Genomic DNA, 25,083 nt, shown 5'->3' on the forward strand with positions numbered 1-25,083 from the left:
ACGCCGAGGGCGTCCCGGGGGGAGTACGTCGCAGGGGTGGTGCTGCGCCGACACGGCACCACCCCCGCTCTGCCGCCCCCGTTGAAGGAGCGTGGACGCCGCCGGAGCGGCGTCGCCCAAGTTTTCAACGACCCCGTGGCCGTTCGCCAGAGTTGCAGGGGGTTGCAACGTGCCCGCTGTGGGCGGAGTACGCCCCTCCGTCCGGGGCAGGCGGCAGGATGAGGCCACCGTCGCCGCGGACCGGGTGCTCCGGCCCGCGGCGGAGGGGGACGGACGGGGACATCGGGGAGGTCCAGTGCCGTACTCGGCGGACGACATCACGCGGCTCGCCGCCCTGGACACCGCGCGGGCGGCGCGCCTGCTCAGCGCGGTGCGCAGCGCCACGCTCGCCGGACAGCGCGCGCCGGTACCGCCGCGCCCGGTGATCGGGGCGTCGTGGGGGCGGATGCTGCGCAGCGGTGTCGACCCCGATCACGACGTCCGAGCCGACCCGCTCGGCCGCGACGAGGTGGAGCAGCGCCGCCGCGACTCCCCGCTGCGTCCCGTGCTGCCCGTCTTGCGGGAGGGTCTGCTGTCGGTCGCGGACGTCGCCGAGCACATCATGGTCGTCGCCGACGCGGACGGCCGGGTGCTGTGGCGCGAGGGCAGTTCCCGGGTGCTGCGCAGGGCGGACCGGCTGGGCCTGGAGCCCGGCGCGGACTGGGGCGAGGAGGCCGTCGGCACGAACGGCGTCGGCACCCCCGTGGTGACCCGGCGTCCGGTGCAGGTCTTCGCGTCCGAGCACTTCGTCCGCTCGCAGGTGTCGTGGACGTGCGCGGGCGCCCCGATCACGGACCCGCGCGACGGCCGTCTGCTGGGGGTGGTGGACGTGAGCGGCCCGGTGGAGACCGTGCACCCCGCGACGCTCGCGTGGGTGGACTCGGTGGCCAAGCTCGCGGAGGCGCGGCTGCGGGAGATCCATCTCGGCTCGCTGGAGCGGCTGCGCGCGGTGGCCGCTCCGCTGCTCGCCAAGCTCGGCGGCGGCCGGGCGCTGGCGGTGGACAAGGACGGCTGGACGGCGGCGGTCACCGGGATGCCGTACACCAGCCGTGTGGCGCTGCCCGCGTCCCTGTCGCCGGGCCGGTGCCTGCTGCCGTCGCTGGGCCCCTGCGAGGTGGAGCCGCTGCCGGGCGGCTGGCTGGTGCGCATCGCGGACGCGCCCGCGGCGGCGCCCGCGGCCCGGATCGTCCTCGATCTGGGGCATCCGCACCGCTGGTCGGTGACGGTGTCGGGCGACACCGGCTCCTGGACCCATGAACTCAGCCCCCGGCACGCCGAACTGCTCTACCTGCTCGCGCTCGGCCGCACGGGCCGCACCGCCGCCGCCCTGGCCGCCGACATGTTCGGGGACCCGGCCCGCACGGTCACGGTCCGCGCGGAGATGTCCCGCGTACGACGCTATCTCGGGGCCTTTCTGGAACACCGGCCATATCGTTTCCGCGAGCCGGCGCAGGTGGAGGTGCTGACTCCGGACGACCCGCGGGACCTGCTGCCGCACTCCGTGGCGCCGGGTGTGGTGAGGGCGCGCGACGCCCTGGCCGGCGTCCCCCGCCCCGCCGCCCAGCTGCCTACCGCCCAGCCGCCCGCCACCCAGCCGCCTGCCGCACACTCCCGCGGCAGCTAACCCTCACGGTGGGGATAACCCTGCTTTTCCCGGGTCTTCGACCGGTCCCGCGGGCGTCTGCCGTAGCATCCCTCCCATAGGCCACCCCACCCGTTCCCCCGTCAACATACGGATCACGAGGAGCAGTTGGCCTACCCCGGGAGGATGTATGCAGCACCGTGGCAGGCACCGTCGCCGACGCAGGGGCAGAGCGCTGCGGGCCACGCTGGCCGGGACCGCGCTGGCGCTCACCGCCGCCGCCACGCTGATCAGCACCTCACAGGCCGTGGGCGGGGACGACCCCGGCGGGCTGACCCGTGTGACCGCGCAGGCCGAGACCGCGCCCTTCCGCCTCCACGAGGAACTCACCGCCCCCGGCACCCTCGACACGCTCTCCCGTGCGATGGGGGGCGACGTCGGCGTGCACGGCGTCCTCGCCTCCGCCGACCGCACCATGCGCGACCGGTCCGGGTGCGACGCGGCCGAGACGGACGCGCTGCCCGTGAAACCGGCCGCCACGCGCGCCTACTGCTGGGACCGCCGCGACGCGACCACCACGCGGTGGCTGCCCCGGACCGTCACCACCTCCGGCGACGCCCACGACGACGGTCGCTGGGGTCCCGACCGGGTCGTCCTGTCCGGCTGGGCGCACGACGACCGCCGTGCGGGCGGCCCGGCAGCGGACCGGGGACTCGCCAGGATCGCCTTCATCGACGCGAACGACCCCGCCCGCCTCGCCTACCGCTGGGTGCTGCTGGTCGCGCCGCGCGCCGACGGCAAGGACTACACCGCCGTCCACGCCCGGCTGTCCGGCATGGTCTGGTACCAGGACAAGCTGATCGCCGCCGCGCGCGGCTCCCTGCTGGTCTTCGACCTGCACCGCATCCTCAGGGCGAACGTCGACAGCCGCGCGATCGGCAGGGTGAAGGGCGGCTTCGCCGCGCACGGCTACCGGTACGTGCTGCCCGCGGTGGGCTCCTACCGCCTCACCGGCGGCCCCTGTTCGACGGCGGACGACCGTGCGGCGCCCTGCTTCTCCGCCCTCTCCCTCGACCGCACCTCGGTCCCGGCCAGCCTGGTCGCGAGCGAGTCCTCCCGGGCCCGCGGCAGCGACCGGGCGGCACACGTGTGGCGCTACGCGTACAGCACCGGGCCCGGCCGCGGCGGTCTGCTCGCCGCGGACGCGCGCGGCGAGGTCAGGGCGGCCGAGGTGTTCGAGACCGAGGGAGCCGGAGTGCTGGGCGTGCTCTCGCACCGGCGCGACGGAGCGGGACGGGCCGACTGGTACGTCGACCGCGCGCCGACGTCCGACGGCCGGCGCGGCACGCTGTGGCGGCAGACCACGTTCACGGCGAAGGCGGCGCGGTGCGGGCCCGACGAGAGCCACGCGTGCTGGGGACGGCACACCGCGTCCCTGTCGTACTGGCGGGAGACGGGCGAGCTGTGGACCCTGACGGAGGGGGTGCCGGGCGGCGACGGCGGCCCGGGAGACGGCCGGGCCGGCGGACGGGTGCTGTACGCGGTGCCGCTCGGCGCCGTGGACGACGCCGTGGAATAGGGCGCCGGACCACGGGCCGGAACAGCTTTGTCGTACCGCGTGCGCCCGTGGTTCTCTGACCGCATGAGCAGCATCACCGTGACCACGTGGTCCCTGGAGCAGACGTCCCCCGCCGACCTGCTGCCCGCGGCGGCTCCCGAGGGCGATGTCCGCGTCGTCCGCGCCGAGGTGCCGTCACCGGAGTTCAGCCGCTTCCTGTACGCCTCGGTCGGCGGGGACATCCGCTGGGTCGACCGGCTGGGCTGGACGTACGCGCGGTGGCGGGAGTACCTGGACCGGCCCGGCGTGGAGACCTGGGTGGCCCACGACCGGGGCACGCCCGCGGGGTACGTGGAACTGGAGCCGCAGGACGACGGGGTCGTGGAGATCGCCTACTTCGGGCTCCTCGCGGCCTTCCGGGGGCGGCGGATCGGCGGTCACCTGCTGTCGTACGGGGCCGCGCGCGCGTGGGACCTCGCGGAGCGCTGGCCGGGGCTGGCGCCGACGAAGCGGGTGTGGCTGCACACGTGCAGCAAGGACGGCGAGCACGCGCTGGTCAACTACCAGCGCCGTGGCTTCCGGCTGTTCGACACCCGGGTCGAGGAGGAACCGGAGGTCCCCACCCCCGGCCCGTGGCCCGGGGCGTCGGCCCTCTGACCTGCGAGGACGCGAACACGGCCGCACCATGTGACCGACGACACCCTTGTCTCGCATCTCGAGACAAGGGTGTCCGCATGATGGGCGAAACTGGACTGTGTCCAGATCGCCGTGCCAGGCTTTCCTCATGTCCGGAACTGGAATCGCCTTGGTGAGTCGACGGCACGTCGATCTCGGCCGCATGTCCAGCGCCATCTGTCCGGCCCGCTGAGCGCCCGTCCGCCCGCGCCGGTTTCTCTTCCTTTCTCGACTTTCCCGACCCTTGCGCAGGGGCGCGCACGCCTGCCCGTGCCCCCGTCCGCGCAGGTCGCTGCCGCTTTCCCCTGCCTGTCCCGAAGGACGTGTCCGCCATGGCCGCCACCCCGCAGAATTCCGCCGCGCCCCGCCGCAAGGTGAGTCGTCACCGTGGCGAGGGTCAGTGGGCCGCGGGTCATTTCACCCCGCTCAACGGCAACGAACAGTTCAAGAAGGACGACGACGGTCTCAATGTGCGGACACGCATTGAGACGATCTACTCCAAGCGGGGCTTCGACTCCATCGACCCCAACGACCTGCGCGGCCGGATGCGCTGGTGGGGCCTGTACACCCAGCGCAAGCCCGGTATCGACGGCGGCAAGACCGCGATCCTGGCACCGGAGGAGCTGGACGACCGGTACTTCATGATGCGCGTCCGGATCGACGGCGGTCGGCTGACCACCCGTCAACTGCGCGTCATCGGCGAGGTCGCGCAGGAGTTCGCGCGCGGCACCGCCGACATCACCGACCGGCAGAACGTCCAGTACCACTGGATCCGGATCGAGGACGTCCCCGAGATCTGGAACCGCCTCGAGGGCGTGGGCCTGTCCACGGTCACCGCCTGCGGCGACACCCCCCGCGTGATGATCGGGTCCCCCGTCGCCGGCATCGCCGAGGACGAGATCATCGACGCCACCCCCGCCCTGGAGGAGATGAAGCGCCGCGTCCTGGGCAACAAGGCGTACTCCAACCTGCCGCGGAAGTTCAAGACGGCCATCTCCGGCTCGCCCCTGCTGGACGTGGTGCACGAGATCAACGACGTCGCGTTCGTCGGCGTCCGGCACCCCGAGCACGGGCCGGGCTTCGACCTGTGGGTCGGCGGCGGCCTGTCCACCAACCCGAGACTGGGCGTGCGGCTGGGCGCCTGGGTGCCGCTGGAGGACGTCCCGGACGTCTACGAGGGCGTGCTGTCGATCTTCCGCGACCACGGCTACCGCCGGCTGCGCAACCGGGCCCGTCTGAAGTTCCTCGTGGCCGACTGGGGCGCCGAGAAGTTCCGCCGGGTGCTGGAGGACGAGTACCTGGGCCGCAAGCTGGTCGACGGCCCCGCTCCCGAGCAGCCCGTCCAGCGGTGGCGCGACCACGTCGGCGTCCACCGCCAGCAGGACGGGCGTTACTACGTCGGCTTCGCCCCGCGCGTCGGCCGTGTCGACGGCGCGACCCTCACCAAGATCGCCGACCTCGCCGAGGCGCACGGCTCGGGCCGGGTACGCACCACCGTCGAACAGAAGATGATCATCCTGGATGTCGCGGAGTCCCAGGTCGACTCCCTGGTCGAGGGCCTGGAGTCGCTGGACCTCACCGTCCGCCCCTCGCCGTTCCGGCGCGGCACCATGGCCTGCACCGGCATCGAGTACTGCAAGCTCGCCATCGTCGAGACCAAGGCGCGGGGCTCCCGGCTGATCGACGAACTGGAGCGCCGCATCCCGGACTTCGACGAGCCGATCACCATTAACCTCAACGGCTGCCCGAACGCCTGCGCCCGTATCCAGGTCGCCGACATAGGTCTCAAGGGCCAGCTCGTCCTGGACGACAAGGGCGAGCAGGTGGAGGGCTTCCAGGTGCACCTGGGCGGCGCACTCGGCCTGGAGGCCGGTTTCGGCCGCAAGGTCCGCGGTCTGAAGGTCACCGCGGAGGAACTGCCCGACTACGTGGAGCGCGTCCTGAAGCGGTTCCAGGCGGAGCGGGCCGAGGGCGAGCGGTTCGCCACCTGGGTCGCGCGCGCCGACGAGGAGGCACTGTCGTGAGCGAGCGGGCGGCCCCCTTCCACTGCCCCTACTGCGGCGACGAGGACCTGCGGCCGAGCGAAGTCGAGAGCGGGGGAGGCACCTGGGAGTGCGGTGCGTGCAACCGGGCCTTCCGGCTGACGTTCCTCGGGCTGCTCGCGCGCGGTCCGAGGCCGGCCGACAACGGAGGAGACCAGATATGACGACGGCTCAGGAACGAGGTTCCGCCGAGGAGTTGAAGGCGCTCGCCGAGCAGGCCGGCCGGGACCTGGAGGACGCCTCCGCGCTGGAGATCCTCCAGTGGGCGGCCGGCACCTTCGGCAGCCGCTTCTGCGTGACCTCCTCCATGGAGGACGCGGTGGTCGCCCACCTGGCCTCGCGGGCCATGCCCGGCGTCGGCGTGGTGTTCCTCGACACCGGCTACCACTTCCCGGAGACCATCGGCACCCGTGACGCGGTCGAGGCCGTGATGGACGTCGAGGTCATCACCCTGACCCCGCGTCAGACGGTCGAGGAGCAGGACGCCGAGTACGGCCCCCGGCTGCACGACCGCGATCCCGACCTGTGCTGCAGGCTGCGCAAGGTCCTGCCCCTGGAGGAAGGGCTGCGGGACTACGACGCCTGGGCCACCGGGCTGCGCCGCGACGAGGCCCCCACCCGGGCGGCCACCCCGGTCGTCGGCTGGGACGAGAAGCGCCGCAAGGTCAAGATCTCGCCGATCGCCCGCTGGACCCAGGACGACGTGGACGCGTACGTCGCCGCACACGGCGTGCTCACCAATCCGCTGCTCATGGACGGCTACGCCTCCGTGGGCTGCGCCCCCTGCACCCGCCGGGTCCTGGCCGGCGAGGACGCGCGGGCCGGCCGCTGGGCGGGCCGCGCCAAGACCGAGTGCGGGCTGCACGGCTGACCATGACCGGGACCTCTACGAATCAGGAGTCACACGTGACGACCGGAGCCACCGTCTGGCTCACGGGTCTGCCGAGCGCCGGCAAGACCACCATCGCGTACGAACTGGCCGGGCGGCTGCGTGCGGAGGGCCACCGGGTCGAGGTGCTCGACGGCGACGAGATCCGCGAGTTCATCTCGGCCGGGCTGGGCTTCGACCGCGCGGACCGGCACACCAACGTGCAGCGCATCGGCTTCCTCGCCGACCTGCTCGCCCGCAACGGCGTCAAGGCGCTCGTCCCGGTGATCGCGCCCTACGCGGACAGCCGCGAGGCGGTGCGCAAGCGCCACCGGGCCAGCGGTGCGCCGTACCTGGAGGTGCACGTGGCGACCCCCGTGGACGTCTGCTCCGTGCGTGATGTGAAGGGCCTGTACGCCAAGCAGGCCGCGGGCGAACTGACCGGCCTGACGGGGGTCGACGACCCGTACGAGGAGCCCGTGACGCCCGATCTGCGCATCGAGTCGCAGCACCAGACCGTGCAGGAGTCGGTGGCGGCCGTGTACACGCTGCTCAGCGAGAGGGGACTGGCATGACGACCGTCGCCGAGGTCGCGGAGGGCACGGGAAGCCCGTACGCCCTGAGCCACCTGGACGCGCTGGAGTCCGAGGCCGTGCACATCTTCCGCGAGGTGGCGGGCGAGTTCGAGCGGCCGGTGATCCTGTTCTCCGGCGGCAAGGACTCCATCGTCATGCTCCACCTGGCGCTGAAGGCGTTCGCGCCCGCGCCGGTGCCGTTCGCGCTGCTGCACGTGGACACCGGGCACAACTTCCCCGAGGTGCTCCGGTACCGCGACCGCACGGTCGACACGCACCGGCTGCGCCTGCACGTGGCGTCCGTGCAGGACTACATCGACCGCGGGGTCCTCAAGGAGCGCCCCGACGGGACCCGCAACCCCCTGCAGACGCTGCCGCTGACGGAGAAGATCCAGTCCGAGCGCTTCGACGCCGTCTTCGGCGGCGGGCGCCGGGACGAGGAGAAGGCGCGCGCCAAGGAGCGGGTCTTCTCGCTGCGCGACGAGTTCTCCCAGTGGGATCCGCGCCGCCAGCGCCCGGAGCTGTGGAACCTGTACAACGGCCGCCACGCGCCCGGGGAGCACGTCCGTGTCTTCCCGCTGTCCAACTGGACCGAACTGGACGTGTGGCAGTACATCGCCCGTGAGGACATCGACCTGCCGCAGATCTACTTCGCGCACGAGCGCGAGGTCTTCCGGCGCGGCGGCATGTGGCTGACGGCCGGCGAGTGGGGCGGCCCCAAGGACGGCGAGCGGATCGAGAAGCGACGGGTGCGGTACCGGACCGTCGGCGACATGTCCTGCACCGGCGCCGTCGACTCCGACGCGGTGACGCTGGAGGAGGTCATCGCCGAGATCGCAGCGTCCCGGCTGACCGAGCGCGGCGCCACGCGCGCCGACGACAAGCTCTCCGAGGCCGCCATGGAGGACCGCAAGCGCGAGGGGTATTTCTGAGCATGACCACGACCACAGAACTCTCCGCCACCACGCTCCTGCGGTTCGCCACCGCCGGCTCGGTCGACGACGGCAAGTCCACGCTGGTCGGCCGTCTGCTGCACGACTCCAAGTCGGTCCTCGCCGACCAGCTGGAGGCCGTGGAGCGCGCCTCGGCGAGCCGTGGACAGGACGGCCCGGACCTCGCGCTGCTCACCGACGGCCTGCGCGCCGAGCGCGAGCAGGGCATCACGATCGATGTGGCCTACCGCTACTTCGCCACCCCGCGCAGGCGGTTCATCCTCGCCGACACCCCCGGCCATGTGCAGTACACCCGCAACATGGTCACCGGCGCCTCGACGGCCGAACTGACGGTCGTCCTGGTCGACGCCCGCAACGGCGTCGTCGAGCAGACCCGCCGCCACGCCGCGATCGCCGCCCTGCTGCGGGTCCCGCATGTCGTCCTCGCCGTCAACAAGATGGACCTGGTCGGCCACCAGGAGTCCGTCTTCGCGGCGATCGCCGAGGAGTTCACCGCGTACGCGACGGAACTGGGCGTCCCCGACGTCACCGCGATCCCCATCTCCGCCCTGGCCGGCGACAACGTCGTGGAACCGTCCGCGAACATGGACTGGTACGGCGGGCCGACCGTCCTGGAGCACCTGGAGACCGTCCCGGTCAGCCACGACCTGGCCCACTGCCACGCGCGGCTGCCCGTGCAGTACGTGATCCGTCCGCAGACCGCCGAGCACCCGGACTACCGCGGATACGCGGGCCAGATCGCCGCCGGCACGTTCCGCGTCGGCGATCCGGTCACCGTCCTGCCGTCCGGGCGGACGACCAGGGTGTCGGGCATCGACCTGCTGGGCCGGCCGGTCGACGCGGCCTGGACCCCGCAGTCGGTGACCCTGCTGCTGGAGGACGACCTCGACATCTCGCGCGGCGACCTGATCGTGCCGACCGAGGACGCGCCCTCGACCACGCAGGACATCGAGGCGACCGTCTGCCACGTCGCCGACCAGCCGCTGGCGGTGGGCCACCGCGTGCTGCTCAAGCACGGCACCCGCACCGTCAAGGCGATCGTCAAGGACATCCCGTCCCGTCTCACGCTCGACGACCTGTCCCTGCACCCGCATCCGGGGCAGTTGGCCGCCAATGACATCGGCCGGGTGAAGATCCGTACCGCCGAGCCGCTGCCGGTGGACTCGTACGCCGACTCGCGGCGCACCGGCTCGTTCATCCTGATCGATCCGGCCGACGGCACCACGCTGACGGCCGGCATGGTCGGCGAGTCCTTCGCGGCCCCCGACCCGGTCCAGGACGCGGCCGAGGACGACGGCTGGGACTTCTGACGTGAACGCCACCGACGTCTACGCGACGTTCGCGAAGGAGGGGGGCCGCATCGGCTGGGGGTCCCCCCGGACGAAGTCTGGGGGAGGCCTGCTCGGGAGCGGGCAGGGCGGAGTGGCGCGATGTGCGGGATGACCTGCGCGCCCCGCCCGCGCGTCCTGCCGTCGCCCCGCCCCCTGCCGCGGAAGAGACGACGAAAACCTGCCGACCTCCCGGCCACGACCTGACAGACCGTGACCGCCGGGCCGACGAGAGGACCACCTCCCGTGCCTGCCAACCGTCCTTCACCCCGTCGCCGGGGCGCGCCCGTGCTCGCCGCGCTCGCCCTCCTCACCCTGGCCGCCTGCGGTTACGGCTCCCAGGCGAAGGACGGCGCGGCCGACCAGGCGATCGCCGCCGGGGCCAGGAAGACCGACGGTCTCGACTCCGTCAGGATCGGCTACTTCGGCAATCTCACCCACGCCACGGCCCTCGTCGGGCGTGAACGGGGCACCTTCCAGAAGGCGCTGGGCGCCACGAAGGCCGAGTACGCGACCTTCGACGCGGGCCCCTCCGAGATCGAGGCACTGAACTCGGGCTCCGTCGACATCGGCTGGATCGGCCCCTCCCCTGCGGTCAACGGCTACACCAGGTCGGACGGCAGGAACCTGCGCATCGTCGGCGGCTCGGCGTCCGGCGGTGTGAAGCTCGTCGTCGACCCGGAGAAGATCAGGTCTCTGAAGGACGTACGGGGCAGGAAGATCGCGACCCCTCAGCTCGGCAACACGCAGGACGTGGCGTTCCTGCACTGGATCGCCGGCCGGGGCTGGCAGGTCGATGCGCAGAGCGGCACGGGCGAGGTCACCGTGGTGCGCAGCGACAACAAGGTCATCCCGGACGCCTTCAGGGCAGGCTCCGTCGACGGCGCCTGGGTTCCGGAGCCGACCGCGTCCAGACTGGTCGCCGAGGGCGGCAGGGTCCTGCTGGACGAGTCGTCGCTGTGGCCCGGCGGGACGTTCGTGATCACCAACATCGTCGTCTCGCAGACGTTCCTGAAGGAGCACCCGAAGGCCGTCGAGGCGGTGCTGCGGGCGTCGGTCGAGACCAACAAGTGGATCGCGGCCCATCCGGACGCCGCGAAGGCGGCGGCGAACAGGCAGTTGGAGGCGGACTCCGGCAAGGCGCTGCCGGCGAACGTCCTGGACCCGGCGTGGAGGTCGATCCGGACCACCGACGACCCGCTGGCCGCCACCCTCCGCGCCGAGGCGGACCACGCGGCCCGGGCCGGTCTGCTGAAGAAGCCGGACCTGCGCGGCATCTACGACCTCACGCTCCTCAACAAGGTCCTCGAGGAAGAGGGCGACAGCACCGTCGACGACGCCGGCCTCGGCGTCCGTTGAGTCCCGACCCCGAAGCGTTCCCAGAGTTCCCAGGAGGTGACGACCGTGGCCATGACATACGCCAAGGCCGCCGAGGCGGTGGAGCACGCCGCCCGCATCGCGCACGTCTCGAAGTCCTTCGCGGGGCCCACGGGGCAGCAGCTCGTCCTCGACGACATCACGCTGGACGTCCAGCCCGGCGAGTTCGTCACCCTCCTGGGTGCCTCGGGTTGCGGCAAGTCGACGCTGCTCAACCTGGTCGCCGGGCTCGACGCCCCGACCTCGGGCAGCATCACCACCCAGGGGCGCCCGGCGCTGATGTTCCAGGAGCACGCCCTCTTCCCGTGGCTGACCGCGGGCAAGAACATCGAACTCGCCCTGAGGCTCAGGGGGGTCGCGAAGAGCGAGCGGCGCGGCCGGGCCGAGGAACTGCTCGAACTCGTCCGGCTCAAGGGCGCGCACGGCAAGCGGGTGCACGAGCTGTCCGGCGGGATGCGCCAGCGCGTCGCGCTGGCCCGGGCGCTCGCCCAGGACAGCCAACTGCTGTTGATGGACGAGCCGTTCGCGGCGCTCGACGCCATCACCCGTGATGTGCTGCACGAGGAGCTGACCCGCATCTGGCGTGAGACGGGCCTGTCGGTCCTGTTCGTCACGCACAACGTCCGTGAGGCGGTGCGGCTGGCACAGCGCGTGGTGCTGCTCTCCTCGCGGCCGGGGCGGGTGGCCCGTGAGTGGACCGTGGACATACCGCAGCCGCGCCGCATCGAGGACGCCCCCGTGGCGGACCTGTCCAGAGAGATCACCGAAGTACTGCGTGGGGAGATCCGGCGTCATGGCCAGCAGTGAGACCACCGCGGCGGGCACCGCCGCCGACCGGAGCACCTCGGAGCTGGCCGGCGTGGAGGCCGGTCTCGACGCCCTGGAGACGACGGCCACCGGCCGCCCGCCGTTCCGGCAGACGTTGACCCAGAAGATACTGCCGCCCGTCATCGCCGTCGCGCTGGTGCTGGCGGTGTGGCAGGGACTGATCTCGCTGCGGATCGTCACCGATCCGAGCAAGCTGCCCTCGCCGTCCGCGGTGTGGGACGTGGTCCACGAGTCCTGGCTGCAGGGCACGCTGCTCGACTACATCTGGACCAGCGTCTCCCGCGGCCTGCTGGGCTTCCTGTTCGCCCTGGCCATCGGCACCCCGCTGGGCCTGCTGGTGGCGCGGGTGAGGTTCGTGCGCGCGGCCATCGGCCCGATCCTGTCCGGCCTGCAGTCGCTGCCCTCCGTGGCGTGGGTGCCGCCGGCCGTGATCTGGCTCGGCCTGAACAACTCGATGATGTACGCGGTGATCCTCCTCGGCGCCGTCCCGTCCATCGCCAACGGCCTGGTCTCCGGCGTCGACCAGGTGCCGCCGCTGTTCCTGCGGGCGGGCCGCACCATGGGCGCGACGGGTCTGCGGGGGACCTGGCACATCGTGCTGCCGGCCGCGCTGCCCGGCTATGTCGCGGGGCTGAAGCAGGGCTGGGCGTTCTCGTGGCGCTCGCTGATGGCGGCGGAGATCATCGCGTCCTTCCCCGACCTGGGGGTGGGCCTCGGCCAGTTGCTGGAGAACGGCCGCAACGCCAGCGACATGGCCATGGTGTTCGAGGCCATCCTGCTCGTTCTGCTCGTCGGCATCGCCATCGACCTGCTGATCTTCAGTCCGCTGGAGCGGTGGGTGCTGCGCAGCCGCGGTCTGCTCGTGCAGAGGTGAGCGCCCCGATGCACCGTCCGGTCCTGCTCGTCGTCGCCCACGGCAGCCGCGATCCGCGGCATGCCGGGACCGTCCACGCCCTGGTACGGCGGGTGCGGTCGCTGCGGCCGTGGCTGCGCGTGGAGACCGCGTTCCTGGACTTCAACGTCCCGTCCGTGCCCGGGATGCTCACCTCGCTGGCGGCTCAGGGGGTGCGCGACGTCGTGGCCCTGCCCCTGCTGCTCACACGGGCGTTCCACGCGAAGGCGGACATCCCGGCGGTCCTGCGGAACGCCCCACCGGGGCTGAGGGTCCGTCAGGCGGACGTGCTCGGCCCCTCCCCCCTGCTGCTGCGCGCCCTCGAACGGCGTGTGTACGAGGCGGGGCTGGGCCCCGCCGACAAGTCCTCGACCGGGGTCGTACTGGCCTCGGCGGGGTCCACCGACCCGGAGGCGATCGCAGTGATCGCAGATATCGCGCGGGAGTGGCGGCTCACCGGTTGGTGCGCCGTGCGGCCTGCGTTCGCCTCCGCATCCCTTCCGCGCACGGAGGACGCCGTGCGCGAACTGCGGGCCCTGGGCTGCGCGCGGGTGGCCGTGGCGCCGTACGTGCTGGCGCCGGGGTTCCTGCCGGACCGCATCGCGCGGGGCGCCGCCGAGGCGGACGTCCTGGCCGAGGTGCTCGGCCCGGCACCGGAGGTGGCGCGCCTGCTGCTGGAGCGCTACGACGCGGCGCGGACGCCGGTGCCGGCCGCGATGGGCGCCTGAGGGCACGGGCGTACGACGCCCGCGTGCACGCCCGGCTCAGTCGAAGGACAGGCCGCCCGTGCGGGTCCGCTTCAGCTCGAAGAAGTCGGGATGCCCGGCCAGCACCCGGAAGCTGTCGAAGAGTTCGGCCGCCCGCGCACCACGGGGGACGGCGCGCAGGACCGGCCCGAACCACACCGTCCCGTCGACGTGGAGGGTGGGTGTGCCCACGTAGCCGCCCGAGTCGGGCTCGGCGCCGGCGTCATGGCTGCGGCGCACGGCGTCGTCGTACGCGGGGTCGTGCGCGGCGGCGGACAGCTCGGCCGGGAGACCGAGTTCGGCGAGCGACTCGGCGACCACCGTGTCGAAGTCCTCCTCCTTGCGCTCGTGGATCCTGGTGCCGAAGGCGGTGTACAGGTCACGCAGCACCTTCTCGCCGTGCCGCTCGGCGGCCGCCACGGCGACCCGCACCGGGCCGATCGACTTGTCGACCAGTTCCCGGTACCAGTCGGGGAGTTCGTTGCCGATGTTGTGGAGATACAGACTCATCGCGTGGAAGCGGAGGTCGAGCGGACGCTCTCGCTCGACCTCCAGCAGCCAGCGGGAGGTGATCCAGGCGAACGGGCAGGCGGGGTCGAAGTAGAAGTCGACACGGGTGGGAGAGGTGTTCTGCATGCCGTCACGCTAGTCGGGGATTGGCGCAGGCCTCCGGTCCAATCGATGACCGTTCCACTGGTCCACTTTCCGGCCGCCGTCCCGCGTCGTGACGGCCGGCCCGAGCACCTCGTCCGTGCGCCGGCGCGCCCGGCACCCGGCGGGGACCGCACGGCCGGCGCCCCGACCCTGATCCCGGAGCGGGAGAACCCGGGTAGATGTAAGGGGCCACTGTCCTCCCAGATGCTGAGGCGGCGGGGTCCGAGGGGATGACCCGGGCCGCGCACGGTTCACCGGGCAGCACGACGAGCGGCGCTTATATCCCGCATACCTTCGTAGCGGACGGTGGCGGCAGGGGGTCGCCACCCGCGCACGAGAGGGCAGCCCGTCATGGGGAACGGAGATACGAGGGTGCGGGGCTTCGCCGCCCGGGCCGGCGGCTGGAGCGCCCGGCATCGATGGGCTGCCGTCGGCATCTGGGTGCTGTTCGTCGTCCTGGCGATGGCCGCCGGGTCGGCGGCCGGCCGGGTCGACGTCAAGGAGAGCGACCAGCTCCAGGGCGAGACCCACACCGCCAGCAAGATCATCGAGGACGCGGGGATCAAGCGGCCGGCGGGCGAGACCGTCCTGGTCCAGGCGAAGGACGGCCGGACCACGGCCACGGACCCGCAGTTCCGCGCCGCCGTCACCCAGGTCGTGCGGGCCGTCGACGGCACCGGCCGGGTGTCGAACGTCACCTCCCCGTACGACGCGGGAACCATCTCCAAGGACGGCCGCAGCGCGCTCGTGCAGTTCGACATACGCGGCGACGCGGACACCGCGGGCGACCGGGTCGAGCCGGTGCTGAAGGCCGTCGCCGGGGTGCAGAAGGAGCACACGGGGCTGCGGATCGAGGAGATCGGCGGGGCCAGCATCCAGAAGACGTTCTCCGACGCGTACGGTGACGACTTCCAGCAGGCCGAGTACTCCGCGGTGCCGATGGCGCTCGGCATCCTGCTGATCGCGTTCGGCGCGGTGGTCGCCGCGCTGCTGCCGGTCGCGCTCGCCCTCACCGCGATCATCGCGACGATGGGCCTGATGGGCGTCGTCAGCCATCTCCAGCCGATGGACAACACCGCCAACTCCGTGATGCTGCTCGTGGGTCTGGCCGTCGGCGTCGACTACTGCCTGTTCTACCTGCGGCGCGAGCGCGAGGAGCGCGCGGCCGGCCGGGACCCGGGCACCGCGCTGCGCATCGCCGCCGCGACCAGTGGCCGCGCCGTCATCGTCTCCGGTGTGACCGTCTGCGTCGCGATGGCGGGCCTGCTGTTCACCGGGATCGCCACCTTCGAGGCGATGGGTCTGGCCTCGCTGATGGTCGTCGCGGTCGCCATGGTCGGCTCGGTGACCGTGCTGCCCGCGCTGCTGTCGCTGCTGGGCGAGCGGGTCGAGAAGGGGCGCATCCCGTTCCTCCACCCGGACAGCCGGAGCAAGCGGCTGGCCCGGCGCGGCCGCTCGGTCGAGGAGGGCAGCCGGGCATGGGGCGCCGTCCTCAAGGTCGTCCTCGCCCGGCCCGCCGTCTCCCTGGCGGTCGCGGCCGGAGCCCTGCTGGCGATCGCGGCGCCCGCGCTCGGCATGAAGACCCAGAACCTGACCCTGGACCAGGAGTTCGGGGACAGGCTGCCCATCGTGGGCACGTACACCCGCGTCAACGACGCCTTCCCCGGCGGCTCCGACCCGGCCCAGGTCGTCGTGAAGGCGAAGGACATCGGCGCCGCCGACGTGAAGGCCGCGCTGTCCGAGTTCCGGGCGCGGGCGATCAGTTCCGGTGCCTCGCGCGGCCCGGTCGACGTCAAGGTGCACGAGGCCCAGAACGTGGCCCTGATCTCCGTGCCCCTCGTCGGCGGCTCCGATCTGGACAAGGCGGGCAAGAGCCTGAAGCTGCTGCGCGACACGGTGCGGCCGGAGACCCTCGGCAAGATCGACGGGGTACAGGCGCCGATCACCGGTCAGGTCGCCGGCTCGCAGGACTTCAACGACCGGCTCCTCGGCTCGGTGGTACCGGTCTTCGCCTTCGTCGTGATCTTCGCCTTCCTGCTGATGCTGCTGTCGTTCCGCTCGCTCACGGTCGCGATCACCTCGATCCTGCTGAACCTGCTGTCGGCCGGTGCGGCGTACGGCATCCTGGTCGCCGTCTTCCAGCACGGCTGGGGCGCGTCGCTGGTGGGCGCCGAGGGCGTGGGCGCCGTCGTCACCTGGCTGCCGCTGTTCCTCTTCGTCATCCTCTTCGGGCTCTCGATGGACTACCACGTGTTCGTGGTCTCCCGGATCCGCGAGGCGCGCCTGCGGGGCCGTACGACGAAGGAGGCGATCATGCACGGCGTGGTGACCACGGCGGGCGTCGTCACCAGCGCCGCGGTCATCATGGTCGCCGTCTTCGGGATCTTCGGCACCCTGTCGATGCAGTCCATGAAGCAGATGGGCGTGGGCCTCGCCGCCGCGGTGCTGATCGACGCGACCGTCATCCGCGGGGTGCTGCTCCCCGCGGTGATGGCCCTGCTCGGCGAGCGCAACTGGTACCTGCCGAAGTGGCTGAACCGGCTGCCCGACCTCACGCACGACGAGCCGGCGCCGGTGGCGCCCATTCCGCCGGCGGTCGAGGACGAGAAGGTGGGCGTGTGACCCGCTGCCGGTGACGGCGTGGACGACGGTGGCCGGGGCCTGCGCCCCGGCCACCTCGCGTGTCAGGGCTCGCGGGGCGCGCCGCGGTGCGGGAGCTCCGCCTCGATGAGGTCGGCCGCCCGTCGGGTGCCGCCCTCCTGCACCGTCCGTTCCTGGATCTCCTTGAGCCGGCGTGCCACGCCGGGATCGTCGACGAGCGCCAGGACCGCCTCCCGCAGGGCCTCGGCCGTCGCCTCCTCCATGGGCAGATGCCGTGCGACGCCGAGCGACCGGAGCATCTCGGCGTTGCCGAACTGGTCCACGGCCTGCGGCACCGCCACCATCGGCGTGGCGGTCGCGAGGCCCTCCTGGCTGCCGCCCGCCCCGGCGTGCGTGACGAACGCGTCGGCCTGCCTCAGGACGGCGAGCTGCGGCACCCAGGTGCGCACCTCGACGTTGTCCGGGACGGGCCCGAGCTCCGCCGGATCGACGTGCCGTCCGATCTGCAGCACCATGTGCCAGCCCGGCAGTCCGCCGAACGCCTGGACGCAGGCGCGGTAGAAGGCGGGCTGTTTGGTGAAACTGGAGCCGAGCGAGACGAGCAGCACCTTGCCGGCACCGTCCGGCCGCCGCCAGTCGCCCTGGGCGGCGCGGTCGCCCTGGCAGGCACCGACGAAGGTGTGGATCCGCTCGTCGACCCGGTCCGCGTGCGGCTGGAGCGCCTTCGGGATCAGCACGAGCGAGCGGGCGGGGCGGCCGACGAACGGGTCGGGGTGCTGGGTGATCCCGTTCTCCGCCAGCCAGGACGCGAAGCGCGCGTAGTACGCCCGTCCGCGCGCGGTCTTCCTGGGCTCGGCCCACATCGGTTCGGCGACCTCTTCCTCGTAGCCCTCCCAGGCGACGAGGCTGGGGGACAGGGAGATCGCCGGGACGCCCCAGCGGTGGGCGAGGATGCGGGCGGGGTAGGAGGCGATGTCGTGCAGCACGAGGTCGGGCCGGTCCCCTTCGTACGCCTCGATGAGTTGCGGCAGCGCCTGCACGGCGTCGTCCAGGAACGGTTCGACGTTGTCGAGGAGCGTGGTGCCCCAGGCGTCGGGGTCGTCGTCGGGGGAGGGCAGCGTCGAGGTGTAGCGGACGGGCCGGGCTCCGGTGCCGGCGACCTTCTGTGCGAACACGGGTGGAATCGCGTACGTGACGCGGTGCCCGCGGGCGACGAGCTCGCGGATCACCTCCAGGCTCGGGTTCACATGGCCGTGCGCGGCGATGGAGAACATGGCGATGTGGGCGGGATGCGGGGTGGTCATGACCGGGACCATAGGCGAGACGAGACGTCTCGTACAACATGATTACCCCCTCCCGCCCGGTCCCGTCCCGTTCCCGCCGGTCCGACCTGCGCGAATGCGACACTGAGCGGCACAGGAGGCGGGAGCGCGTCGAGGTCACGGAGGCGGACGATGGACGAGGCAAGGGCGCGCGACGTTCTGGCCGCGGCGGGTGTGCTGCCCGCCCCGGCACGGAACGCTCGGCTCCTCGCCCTGGGCGAGAACGCGGTGTTCGCCGCCGGCGACCTGGTGGTCAAGGTGGGGCGCGACGCCGAACTCCTCGGCCGCGCCCGCCGGGAGCTGGAGATCGCCCGGTGGCTCGCCGACGCGGACGTCCCCGCGGTACGGGCCGCCGGCTCCGAAGCGCTGCTGGTGGACGGCCACCCGGTGACGGTGTGGCACCGGGTGGCCGGTCCGGTACGCCCCGCGCAGCCGGGGGACCTGGCCGCGCTGCTGCGGATCGTGCACGCCCTGCCCTCCCCCTCCGTCCCCCTGCCGGCCCGCGATCTGCTGGGCGGCGTGGAGCGCTGGCTGCGGCTCGCGGGCGACGCGATCCGCCCGCGGGACGCGGCGTATCTGCGGGAGCGCCGTGACGGGTTCGCCGCCGCGGCGGCCGCGTTGACCCCGCATCTGCCACCGGGTCCGATCCATGGCGACGCGCTGCCCCGCAATGTGCACATAGGCCCGGACGGCCCCGTCCTGGTCGACCTGGAGACCTTCTCCGCCGACCTGCGCGAGCACGACCTGGTGGTCATGGCCCTCTCCCTCGACCGCTACGGGCTGCCGGCCGAGGCGTACGAGTCGTTCACCCGGGCCTACGGCTGGGACGTGCGCGAGTGGGAGGGCTGTGCCGTGCTCCGCGGGGCGCGCGAGACCGCCGGCTGCGCCTGGGTCGCCCAGCACGCGCCCGGCAACCCCACGGCGCTGGCCGAGTTCGAGCGGCGGGTGGCATCCCTGCGGGACGGGGACGAGACGGTCCGCTGGCACACCTTCTGAGCCGGTCCCCCGGCCGCCCGCGCGGCGCCGCGGGTCCCGTCACGGCTCGGCGCGTTGCTCCGGGTCCCGCTCCCGGATCGTGCGCGCGGCGCGGCGCAGTTCGGCCAGCACCGTGCGGACCGCCGTCCGCGCCGTGCGCTCGGGGCGGCACAGCGCGTCGATGTGCCGCCTGGCCTGCACGCCGCTGAGCGGCCTGAGGACGAGCGCGGGATGCGGGCGCATGGTCCAGCGCGGCATCAGCGCGATGCCGCCGCCGGCGGCCACGGCCTCGGCGACCACCGCGAACTCGTTGATGCGGTGGGCGAGGTGCAGCCGCCGCCCCGCCGCGGCGGCGATGGCCTCGATGGTCGCCATGACCGGGAAGCCCTCGTGCACGGTGATCCACCGCTCGTCGGCCACGTCCCGCGGCGTCAGGCGCCGCTTGGCGGCGAGCGGATGCCCGGCGGGCATCGCCACGTCGAGCGGTTCGCGCAGCAGCGTGGCCGAGGCCACCGTGCGCGGCCACGGCGGGGCATGGTCGAGGCGGTGGGCCAGCACGAGGTCGTACTCCCGGGTCAGCCGCGGGAAGTCCCCCTGCGGTACGTCCTCGTCGGCGAGCGCCAGGACCGGCGCGCCGGGACCGGCCAGGCCCCGGAGCAGCAGCGGGAAGAACGCCGCGCCCGCACTGTGGAACGCGGCCACCGACACCTCGCCGTCCGGTCTGCCGACGAACTCCGCGACGGCGCCCCGTGCCCGCGCCAGCGCGGTCTCCACCTCGACGGCCGCGTCCGCCAGCGCCCGCCCCGCGTCGGTGAGCACCACCCGCCGCCCGAGACGCTCGGTGAGCGGCACGGGCATCGACCGCTGCAGCAGCCGCAGCTGCTGGGAGATCGCCGACGGCGTCACCAGCAGCGCCTCCGCGACCGCGGTGACGCTTCCCAGTTCGCCCAGCTCCCGCAGGATCCGCAGCTGCCGTTCGTCCATGGCCTCAGTGTAGGGATGCTAAAAGATCGTTGTAGAAAGTGGTTCTGGGCTTCAAGGACGTGGACGGTGCACCGTGGGCGGGTGTCCGACGCCCGCCGTACCGATGCGGTACTCCTCCTGGTCGCGCTCGTCTGGGGTTCCAGCTATCTGTCCGCCCGGACGGCCGTCCTCGCCCTGCCCGTCCTGACGGTCCTGTTCCTGCGGTACGCGCTCTCGGCGCTCGCCTGCCTGGGTCTGGTCGCGGCCCGGCGGGGGCGGCGCCGGTGGACCCGCGACGAGATCCGCAGGGGAGTGCCGCTGGGCGTCACCCAGGCCGCGGTCCTGGCCGTGGAGACGTACGGTGTGGCGCACACCAGCGCGGCCAACGCGGGACTGATCATCAGCCTGACCATCGTCCTCACCCCGCTGCTCGACCGCGAGGGACACCGGGAGGGGCTGCCGCCCGCCTTCTTCGCCGCGGCCGGTGTGTGCGTCGTGGCCGTCGGACTCCTCATGTCCGCGGGCGGCTTCCACACGCCGCGCCTCGGCGACCTGCTGATGCTCGCGGCGGCCGGGGTCCGGGCCGTGCACGTGGCGCTCGTCGGCCGGCTCACCTCGGCCGGGGCGATCCGTCCCCTGCATCTGACGGCCGTGCAGACGGTCGTCGGCTCCGTGCTCTTCCTGGCCTGCGCGGCGCGCGACCTGCCGTCCGTGGCGCACGCGGACGCCACCGTCTGGTCCCAGCTGGTGTACCTCGCCCTGTTCTGCAGCGTGTTCGCCTTCCTCGCCCAGACATGGGCCGTGCAGCGCACCTCGGCGAGCCGGGCGAGCCTGCTGCTGGGGACCGAACCGGTCTGGGCCGCGGTGGTGGGCCTCGCCCTCGGCGGCGAACGCTTCACCGCGCTCTCCGCCCTCGGCGCGGTCCTGATGGTCGCCGGCACCTTCTGGGGTCAGGCCGTCGAACGCGCCCACCGCACCGCCGGAACCGCCGGGTCCCCGACCGCCCGAACCATCCGCACCGCCGACCCGACGGAAGAGGACATCCCGTGCCCGACCGCGACACGTACCAGCACCTGATCTCCCTGCTCGACTCCTCCCGCGTCGACTACCGCCTCATCGACCACGCCCCCGAGGGCGGCACCGTGGCCGTCAGCGCCCTGCGCGGACACCCGGTGGCCCAGGCCGCGAAGTGCATCGTGCTGCGGGTCAAGGTCGACCGGCGCACCACGCGCCATGTCCTCGCCGTCGTCCCCGGGGACCGGCGGGTGGACCTCGACGCCGTGCGGGCGCTGTTCTCGGCCCGTTACGCCGGCTTCAGCGACGCGGAGACCGCCGAGCGGCTGGCCCGCGCCGTCCCCGGCGCCGTGCTGCCGTTCAGCTTCGATCCCGCGCTCGATGTCGTGGCCGATCCGGACGTCGTGGCGCAGCCGCGGCTCTACTTCAACGCGGCCCGCCTGGACAGGTCGCTGGTCATCTCCGGCGTCGACTACGCCCGGCTCGCCCGCCCGCGGGTGGAACACATCGCGAGCCCGGCCCCGGCATGAGGGGCCCGGGTCAGACCCTGTCGCCCGCGGCCTCCCGCAGCGGCCATGTGCCGTCCACCACCGCCTGTGCGTTGCCCTTGCGACGCAGGAAGTCCTGGAAGTCCGCGGCCCAGGCCGCGTACCACTCGATCTGACGGCGGTGCAGCTCCGCCGGGCCGAGGGCGGCGACCTTGGGGTGGCGGTCGGCTATCGCGCGGGCGAGCCGGGCCGCGGCCAGCGCGTCCGCCCCGGCGTCGTGCGCCGTGTCCAGCACGATCCCGTACTCCGCGCAGACCGCCTCCAGGTTGCGCTTGCCCCGGCGGTAGCGGTCGGCCCAGCGGTCGATGGTGTACGGGTCGATGACGGGGGCCGGCTCCGGGCCGCCCAGGCGCTCACGCAGGGACGGCAGTCCATGGCGCCGCAACTCGGCGTTGAGCAGGGTCAGGTCGAAGGCCGCGTTGTAGGCGACGACCGGGACGCCCGTCCGCCAGTACGCCACCAGGACCTCGGCGATCGCGTCCGCCACCCGGTCGGCCGGCCGGCCCTCGGCCGCCGCGCGCTCATTGCTGATGCCGTGCACCGCCACCGCGTCCGCCGGGATCTCCACGCCCGGGTCGGCCAGCCAGTCGCGACGGCCGAGCGGCTCGCCGTCCTTGACCTCGATCACCGCCCCCGTGACGATGCGTGCCTCGTACGGATCCGTCCCGGTCGTCTCCAGGTCGAAGCCGATCAGCAGCTCCCGGTGCCAGGCCATGGCGGCCCCCCTTCTCGGTGGTGCGTTCCCCCAGTGGCCTCCACCTTCGCATGTACCACTGACAACCCGAGGACCGCGTTCCGCTTGTGCCGGTGGAGCGGGTCAGGACACGGGGCGCGAATCCGCCCAAGCCACTTCGAACTCCTCGCGGTAGGTAGGGAAGAGGCCGCTCTCGTCCAGGTCCCCCGTTCTGACGAGCTTGCCGCCGCCCCGCAGCACGAAGACCGGCGCCTCCATGCCGCGGGTGTGCCGAAGATAGGACTGCACGACCGCGATGCCGTCGGAGCCGTCCCCGTCGACCAGGTAGGCCGTGAAGCGGGGCGTCTCGTCGAAGACCTGGATCTCGAAGGCGCCCGGGTCGCGCAGCTTCGAGCGCACCCGGCGCATGTGCAGGATGTTCATCTCGACGGACCGGCTCAGTTCGCCCTTCTTGATGCCGAGTTCCCGCTCGCGCCGCTTCACCGCGCTGGAGGCGGGGTTGAGGAACAGCAGCCGCACCCGGCAGCCGGACTCGGCCAGGCGCACCAGCCGGCGTCCGGAGAAGTTCTGCACCAGCAGATTCAGGCCGATGCCGATGGCGTCGAGACGGCGGGCGCCGCCGAAGATGTCCTCGGCCGGGAACTGCCGCAGCAGCCGCACCCGGTCCGGGTGGACGGCGACCACGTCCGCGTACCGGTCGCCCACGAGGTCCTCGACCGCGTCGACGGGCAGCCGACGCGCGGAGGGCACGTCGCCGCCCGCGCCCAGGGTCTCCAGGAGCCTGGCCGAGGCGCGCTCGGCCTGGGCGAGGACGGCCTCCGACAGGGCCCGGTTGCGGGAGACGACGTTCCGGGTCACCTCCAGCTCGTCCAGGGCGAGTTCGATGTCCCGGCGCTCGTCGACGTACGGCTCGAAGCACGGCCAGTGCTGCACCATCAGCTCGCGCAGCTGCGGCAGGGTCAGAAAGCTCAGCACGTTGTCGTCGGCGGGGTCCAGCAGATACCCCTTGCGCCGGCTGACCTCGCGGACCGCGACGGCGCGCTGCACCCACTCCTGGCCGGCGGGCCCCGCCGCGGCCACCACCCAGTCGTCGCCGTGGACGGGTTCGTAGATGGGGCGCAGAACAGCGGCCACGACGGCGCGCAGCCGCTGTTCCACCAGGTTCAGCCAGATGTAGGCCCGTCCCGCCCGCTGGGCGCGGGTGCGCACCTCGCGCCACGCGTCGGCGTTCCACTCCAGCTCCGGTCCGATGGATCCCAGGTCCATCGGACGTGCCAGGGACACCGCCCCGGGCGGGACATCCGTGGAGCTCCCCTCGCGACCCTCGTCACCAGGGGGCAGCTCCAGCCCTCCCGAGCCCACCCGCGCACCGCCTTCCGCTCCCCCGAGCCTGCCCAGGGGCCAGGCCCCAGCCAACGATCAAGGAAGGGTACTCCGGGACCGCGGGGCGGTGCAGCCGGATGCACAGGGTCGTTTCTCAACTACCGTTTTGCACATGTCCGTTCTGGTCGGCGAGGGCGGGCGGCGTGAGCGGATTCATAGCCGTGACGTCGCGCGGAGCGATGGAGAAGCCCTGCCAGTGGACGGGCATGGGCTGCTGGTCCTCGTCTCGGGCGATGTGATGGAAACCGACGTTGATCCACACCACCGGGTGAGTGAGGGTCTGTCCGTTGACCCACGTGTCGACGGACTTGCCGGCCCGGCTCCCGCAGTTGCCCAGGTTGTCACTGGCGAACCGTTCGCAGGGGTTGTACTCGGTGGCGTACAGATCGTGCCGGGTGAAGGCGCGACCGGGGTACCTGGTCGTGGGGCCCGGGACGATCTCGTACGACCGTGCGTGGCCGTCCTTGTTCTTGCCGGTGGCGCTGACGATCCGCCACCAGCGCATGTTCTTGGCGTCGCCCGCGAACTCCTTCGTCATCGTCGTGCGGGTGGTCCTGGCGCTCGGCGCCTCGGCTCCCCGGGCGGGCGGGCTGACCACGGAGTCGTACTGCTCGACCTTGCTCCTGGACGAACCGTCGAGGCCGAAGTCGAGCCGCCAGAAGACGTTGTGGCTGTGGCTGGTGGCATAGGCCCGGGCACCCTTGCCGATCGGCCAGCCCCGGCCGTCGCCCGCGTCGTAGTCCCCGGGCGAGAGGCTGCCGGTGGCGCCGACGTTCATGTGCACCATGCCGTCGTCCTGGAAGCGCCACTCGGTGATGTACTCGTACCAGCCGACCTTGTTGACCGTGTAGACCAGCAGGTCCTTGCCCTGGGTCTGGTAGACCCTGTTCCCGGTGTCGCTCTGCATGCGGTACGCGTGGCCGCGCGAACGGGTCGTGGCGCACAGGCCCTTGACGTTCGGGTGCTGCGGGTCCCAGGCGTTCGGCACCTTGACCGTCTTGATGGTGCCGCCGGGGCACTCACCGGGCGCCATGTTCATCAGGCCCTGCGCGAAGCCCGCACCCGTCAGGTCGCTGTACTCGGCCGAGCCGTCGTCGTAGGGGACGTCGATCTGGGCCAGTCGCGCGCTGTTCAGGACCTTGATCGGGCGGCTCTCGCCCGGGGGCTGGTAGGAGACGTGCTCCAGCACGAGCCCGGCGTTGCCGTCGTAGTGCCAGCACATCCGCCAGGTGGTTCCGGTGGACAGCTTCTGTTCGATCCGGTAGGCCGCACTGCAGTCAGGTGCCGCCGCGGCGGCGGGCCGGGCGACGGCGGGTGCCGCGGCCGTGCCCCCCAGGGCGAGTCCGGCCGCCACGAGGCCGGTCAGGACCCGTCGGGCGGTACGGCTGTTTCTGTTCACGCGCATGACGAAGAGACTCCTCTTGCACACAGACGGAAGGACGGAACGTGAGGAAGGTGGAGCACCC

The 25,083-nt window shown here is 72.6% G+C and carries 23 protein-coding genes and 1 pseudogene; 18 read left to right on the forward strand and 6 right to left on the reverse strand.

Translation table 11 applies throughout. From position 1 onward, the window contains the following. Nucleotides 1-295: 295 nt before the first annotated feature. The 14 genes from ACFYMU_RS04185 to ACFYMU_RS04250 all read left to right on the forward strand — a co-directional run bounded on the left by ACFYMU_RS04185 (nt 296) and on the right by ACFYMU_RS04250 (nt 13,445). On the forward strand, nt 296-1,663 hold the full coding sequence (locus tag ACFYMU_RS04185; protein WP_388367480.1) for a GAF domain-containing protein: 1,368 nt from the start codon (nt 296-298) through the stop codon (nt 1,661-1,663). 148 nt (nt 1,664-1,811) lie between these two features. Further along, nucleotides 1,812-3,200: a hypothetical protein gene (locus ACFYMU_RS04190; RefSeq protein ID WP_388367481.1), complete on the forward strand. Its 1,389-nt coding sequence runs from the start codon at nt 1,812-1,814 to the stop codon at nt 3,198-3,200. Nucleotides 3,201-3,263: 63 nt separating this feature from the next. Beyond that, nucleotides 3,264-3,836, forward strand: a complete 573-nt coding sequence (locus tag ACFYMU_RS04195) for a GNAT family N-acetyltransferase (RefSeq protein WP_388367483.1) — start codon at nt 3,264-3,266, stop codon at nt 3,834-3,836. Nucleotides 3,837-3,963: 127 nt separating this feature from the next. Then, nucleotides 3,964-4,047, forward strand: coding sequence for a putative leader peptide (locus ACFYMU_RS04200; RefSeq protein ID WP_310591794.1), 84 nt, complete (start codon nt 3,964-3,966; stop codon nt 4,045-4,047). Between the two features lie 139 nt (nt 4,048-4,186). Next, nucleotides 4,187-5,878 (forward strand): nitrite/sulfite reductase, encoded by a 1,692-nt coding sequence (locus ACFYMU_RS04205; protein ID WP_388367485.1) that lies wholly within the window; start codon nt 4,187-4,189, stop codon nt 5,876-5,878. Beyond that, the gene (locus tag ACFYMU_RS04210) at nt 5,875-6,060 is read left to right on the forward strand and encodes a hypothetical protein (RefSeq protein WP_388367487.1); all 186 of its coding nucleotides are present in this window, start codon (nt 5,875-5,877) and stop codon (nt 6,058-6,060) included. Before ACFYMU_RS04205 ends, ACFYMU_RS04210 begins: the two co-directional genes overlap by 4 nt. Next, nucleotides 6,057-6,767, forward strand: coding sequence for a phosphoadenylyl-sulfate reductase (locus ACFYMU_RS04215; RefSeq protein ID WP_388367489.1), 711 nt, complete (start codon nt 6,057-6,059; stop codon nt 6,765-6,767). The genes ACFYMU_RS04210 and ACFYMU_RS04215 overlap by 4 nt, the downstream gene beginning before the upstream one ends. Before the next feature lie 2 nt (nt 6,768-6,769). Then, a complete protein-coding gene (gene cysC, locus ACFYMU_RS04220) occupies nt 6,770-7,339 on the forward strand; it encodes an adenylyl-sulfate kinase (RefSeq protein WP_388367491.1) in 570 nt (189 codons plus the stop codon). After that, the gene (gene cysD / locus ACFYMU_RS04225; protein ID WP_388367493.1) at nt 7,336-8,271 is read left to right on the forward strand and encodes a sulfate adenylyltransferase subunit CysD; all 936 of its coding nucleotides are present in this window, start codon (nt 7,336-7,338) and stop codon (nt 8,269-8,271) included. The genes cysC and cysD overlap by 4 nt, the downstream gene beginning before the upstream one ends. Nucleotides 8,272-8,273: 2 nt before the next feature. Further along, the gene (locus tag ACFYMU_RS04230; protein WP_388367495.1) at nt 8,274-9,602 is read left to right on the forward strand and encodes a sulfate adenylyltransferase subunit 1; all 1,329 of its coding nucleotides are present in this window, start codon (nt 8,274-8,276) and stop codon (nt 9,600-9,602) included. A gap of 264 nt (nt 9,603-9,866) precedes the next feature. Then, a complete protein-coding gene (locus ACFYMU_RS04235) occupies nt 9,867-10,979 on the forward strand; it encodes an aliphatic sulfonate ABC transporter substrate-binding protein (protein ID WP_388367497.1) in 1,113 nt (370 codons plus the stop codon). A 45-nt stretch (nt 10,980-11,024) separates the two neighbouring features. Then, nucleotides 11,025-11,804 (forward strand): ABC transporter ATP-binding protein, encoded by a 780-nt coding sequence (locus ACFYMU_RS04240; RefSeq protein ID WP_388367499.1) that lies wholly within the window; start codon nt 11,025-11,027, stop codon nt 11,802-11,804. Next, nucleotides 11,791-12,699, forward strand: coding sequence for an ABC transporter permease (locus ACFYMU_RS04245; protein ID WP_388367501.1), 909 nt, complete (start codon nt 11,791-11,793; stop codon nt 12,697-12,699). The genes ACFYMU_RS04240 and ACFYMU_RS04245 overlap by 14 nt, the downstream gene beginning before the upstream one ends. An 8-nt stretch (nt 12,700-12,707) precedes the next feature. Next, on the forward strand, nt 12,708-13,445 hold the full coding sequence (locus tag ACFYMU_RS04250) for a sirohydrochlorin chelatase (protein WP_388367503.1): 738 nt from the start codon (nt 12,708-12,710) through the stop codon (nt 13,443-13,445). A 36-nt stretch (nt 13,446-13,481) separates the two neighbouring features. Here the strand turns inward: ACFYMU_RS04250 and ACFYMU_RS04255 are convergent, their stop codons facing one another. Continuing rightward, entirely contained in the window at nt 13,482-14,099 is a 618-nt protein-coding gene (locus tag ACFYMU_RS04255) for a DsbA family protein (RefSeq protein WP_388367505.1), read from the reverse strand. Nucleotides 14,100-14,468: 369 nt separating this feature from the next. Here ACFYMU_RS04255 and ACFYMU_RS04260 point away from each other — a divergent pair, with 369 nt between their 5' ends. Continuing rightward, nucleotides 14,469-16,739, forward strand: a complete 2,271-nt coding sequence (locus ACFYMU_RS04260) for an MMPL family transporter (RefSeq protein WP_388367507.1) — start codon at nt 14,469-14,471, stop codon at nt 16,737-16,739. 62 nt (nt 16,740-16,801) lie between these two features. Here the strand turns inward: ACFYMU_RS04260 and mgt are convergent. Beyond that, nucleotides 16,802-18,062 (reverse strand): annotated as a pseudogene (mgt, locus tag ACFYMU_RS04265) (macrolide-inactivating glycosyltransferase). 110 nt (nt 18,063-18,172) lie between these two features. Here mgt and ACFYMU_RS04270 point away from each other — a divergent pair. Continuing rightward, on the forward strand, nt 18,173-19,036 hold the full coding sequence (locus tag ACFYMU_RS04270) for a phosphotransferase enzyme family protein (RefSeq protein WP_388367509.1): 864 nt from the start codon (nt 18,173-18,175) through the stop codon (nt 19,034-19,036). A 39-nt stretch (nt 19,037-19,075) separates the two neighbouring features. On the opposite strand, the gene ACFYMU_RS04275 is transcribed toward ACFYMU_RS04270, so the two are convergent. Further along, nucleotides 19,076-19,999, reverse strand: coding sequence for a LysR family transcriptional regulator (locus tag ACFYMU_RS04275; RefSeq protein WP_388367510.1), 924 nt, complete (start codon nt 19,997-19,999; stop codon nt 19,076-19,078). 81 nt (nt 20,000-20,080) lie between these two features. Between ACFYMU_RS04275 and ACFYMU_RS04280 the strand changes: the two genes are divergently transcribed. Continuing rightward, nucleotides 20,081-21,055, forward strand: a complete 975-nt coding sequence (locus tag ACFYMU_RS04280) for a DMT family transporter (protein ID WP_388367511.1) — start codon at nt 20,081-20,083, stop codon at nt 21,053-21,055. Then, on the forward strand, nt 21,025-21,522 hold the full coding sequence (locus ACFYMU_RS04285; RefSeq protein ID WP_388367513.1) for a YbaK/EbsC family protein: 498 nt from the start codon (nt 21,025-21,027) through the stop codon (nt 21,520-21,522). The genes ACFYMU_RS04280 and ACFYMU_RS04285 overlap by 31 nt, the downstream gene beginning before the upstream one ends. Nucleotides 21,523-21,532: 10 nt before the next feature. On the opposite strand, the gene ACFYMU_RS04290 is transcribed toward ACFYMU_RS04285, so the two are convergent. The 3 genes from ACFYMU_RS04290 to ACFYMU_RS04300 all read right to left on the reverse strand — a co-directional run bounded on the left by ACFYMU_RS04290 (nt 21,533) and on the right by ACFYMU_RS04300 (nt 25,022). Beyond that, nucleotides 21,533-22,255 carry a 3'-5' exonuclease gene (locus tag ACFYMU_RS04290; protein WP_388367515.1) on the reverse strand — a complete coding sequence of 241 codons (723 nt, stop codon included), beginning with the start codon at nt 22,253-22,255 and terminating at the stop codon, nt 21,533-21,535. A 102-nt stretch (nt 22,256-22,357) separates the two neighbouring features. Continuing rightward, complete coding sequence (locus tag ACFYMU_RS04295) at nt 22,358-23,596, reverse strand: SAV2148 family HEPN domain-containing protein (RefSeq protein ID WP_388367518.1); 1,239 nt, start codon at nt 23,594-23,596, stop codon at nt 22,358-22,360. A gap of 115 nt (nt 23,597-23,711) precedes the next feature. Beyond that, complete coding sequence (locus ACFYMU_RS04300; RefSeq protein ID WP_388367521.1) at nt 23,712-25,022, reverse strand: copper amine oxidase; 1,311 nt, start codon at nt 25,020-25,022, stop codon at nt 23,712-23,714. Nucleotides 25,023-25,083 lie beyond the last annotated feature (61 nt).

It is taken from the genome of Streptomyces sp. NPDC007264, assembly GCF_042869095.1.
In the GTDB taxonomy this organism is placed as follows: Bacteria; Actinomycetota; Actinomycetes; order Streptomycetales; family Streptomycetaceae; genus Streptomyces.

What these genes read in the sequence shown, in the direction of transcription:
- ACFYMU_RS04230 (WP_388367495.1), top strand. Translation starts at nt 8,274, where the DNA reads ATGACCACGACCACAGAACTCTCCGCCACCACGCTCCTGCGGTTCGCC.
- ACFYMU_RS04215 (WP_388367489.1), top strand. Translation starts at nt 6,057, where the DNA reads ATGACGACGGCTCAGGAACGAGGTTCCGCCGAGGAGTTGAAGGCGCTC.
- ACFYMU_RS04245 (WP_388367501.1), top strand. Translation starts at nt 11,791, where the DNA reads ATGGCCAGCAGTGAGACCACCGCGGCGGGCACCGCCGCCGACCGGAGC.
- ACFYMU_RS04200 (WP_310591794.1), top strand. Translation starts at nt 3,964, where the DNA reads ATGTCCGGAACTGGAATCGCCTTGGTGAGTCGACGGCACGTCGATCTC.
- ACFYMU_RS04275 (WP_388367510.1), bottom strand. Translation starts at nt 19,999, where the DNA reads ATGGACGAACGGCAGCTGCGGATCCTGCGGGAGCTGGGCGAACTGGGA.
- ACFYMU_RS04250 (WP_388367503.1), top strand. Translation starts at nt 12,708, where the DNA reads ATGCACCGTCCGGTCCTGCTCGTCGTCGCCCACGGCAGCCGCGATCCG.
- ACFYMU_RS04300 (WP_388367521.1), bottom strand. Translation starts at nt 25,022, where the DNA reads ATGCGCGTGAACAGAAACAGCCGTACCGCCCGACGGGTCCTGACCGGC.
- ACFYMU_RS04260 (WP_388367507.1), top strand. Translation starts at nt 14,469, where the DNA reads ATGGGGAACGGAGATACGAGGGTGCGGGGCTTCGCCGCCCGGGCCGGC.
- ACFYMU_RS04190 (WP_388367481.1), top strand. Translation starts at nt 1,812, where the DNA reads ATGCAGCACCGTGGCAGGCACCGTCGCCGACGCAGGGGCAGAGCGCTG.
- ACFYMU_RS04290 (WP_388367515.1), bottom strand. Translation starts at nt 22,255, where the DNA reads ATGGCCTGGCACCGGGAGCTGCTGATCGGCTTCGACCTGGAGACGACC.
- ACFYMU_RS04255 (WP_388367505.1), bottom strand. Translation starts at nt 14,099, where the DNA reads ATGCAGAACACCTCTCCCACCCGTGTCGACTTCTACTTCGACCCCGCC.
- ACFYMU_RS04205 (WP_388367485.1), top strand. Translation starts at nt 4,187, where the DNA reads ATGGCCGCCACCCCGCAGAATTCCGCCGCGCCCCGCCGCAAGGTGAGT.
- cysD (WP_388367493.1), top strand. Translation starts at nt 7,336, where the DNA reads ATGACGACCGTCGCCGAGGTCGCGGAGGGCACGGGAAGCCCGTACGCC.
- ACFYMU_RS04195 (WP_388367483.1), top strand. Translation starts at nt 3,264, where the DNA reads ATGAGCAGCATCACCGTGACCACGTGGTCCCTGGAGCAGACGTCCCCC.
- ACFYMU_RS04270 (WP_388367509.1), top strand. Translation starts at nt 18,173, where the DNA reads ATGGACGAGGCAAGGGCGCGCGACGTTCTGGCCGCGGCGGGTGTGCTG.
- cysC (WP_388367491.1), top strand. Translation starts at nt 6,770, where the DNA reads ATGACCGGGACCTCTACGAATCAGGAGTCACACGTGACGACCGGAGCC.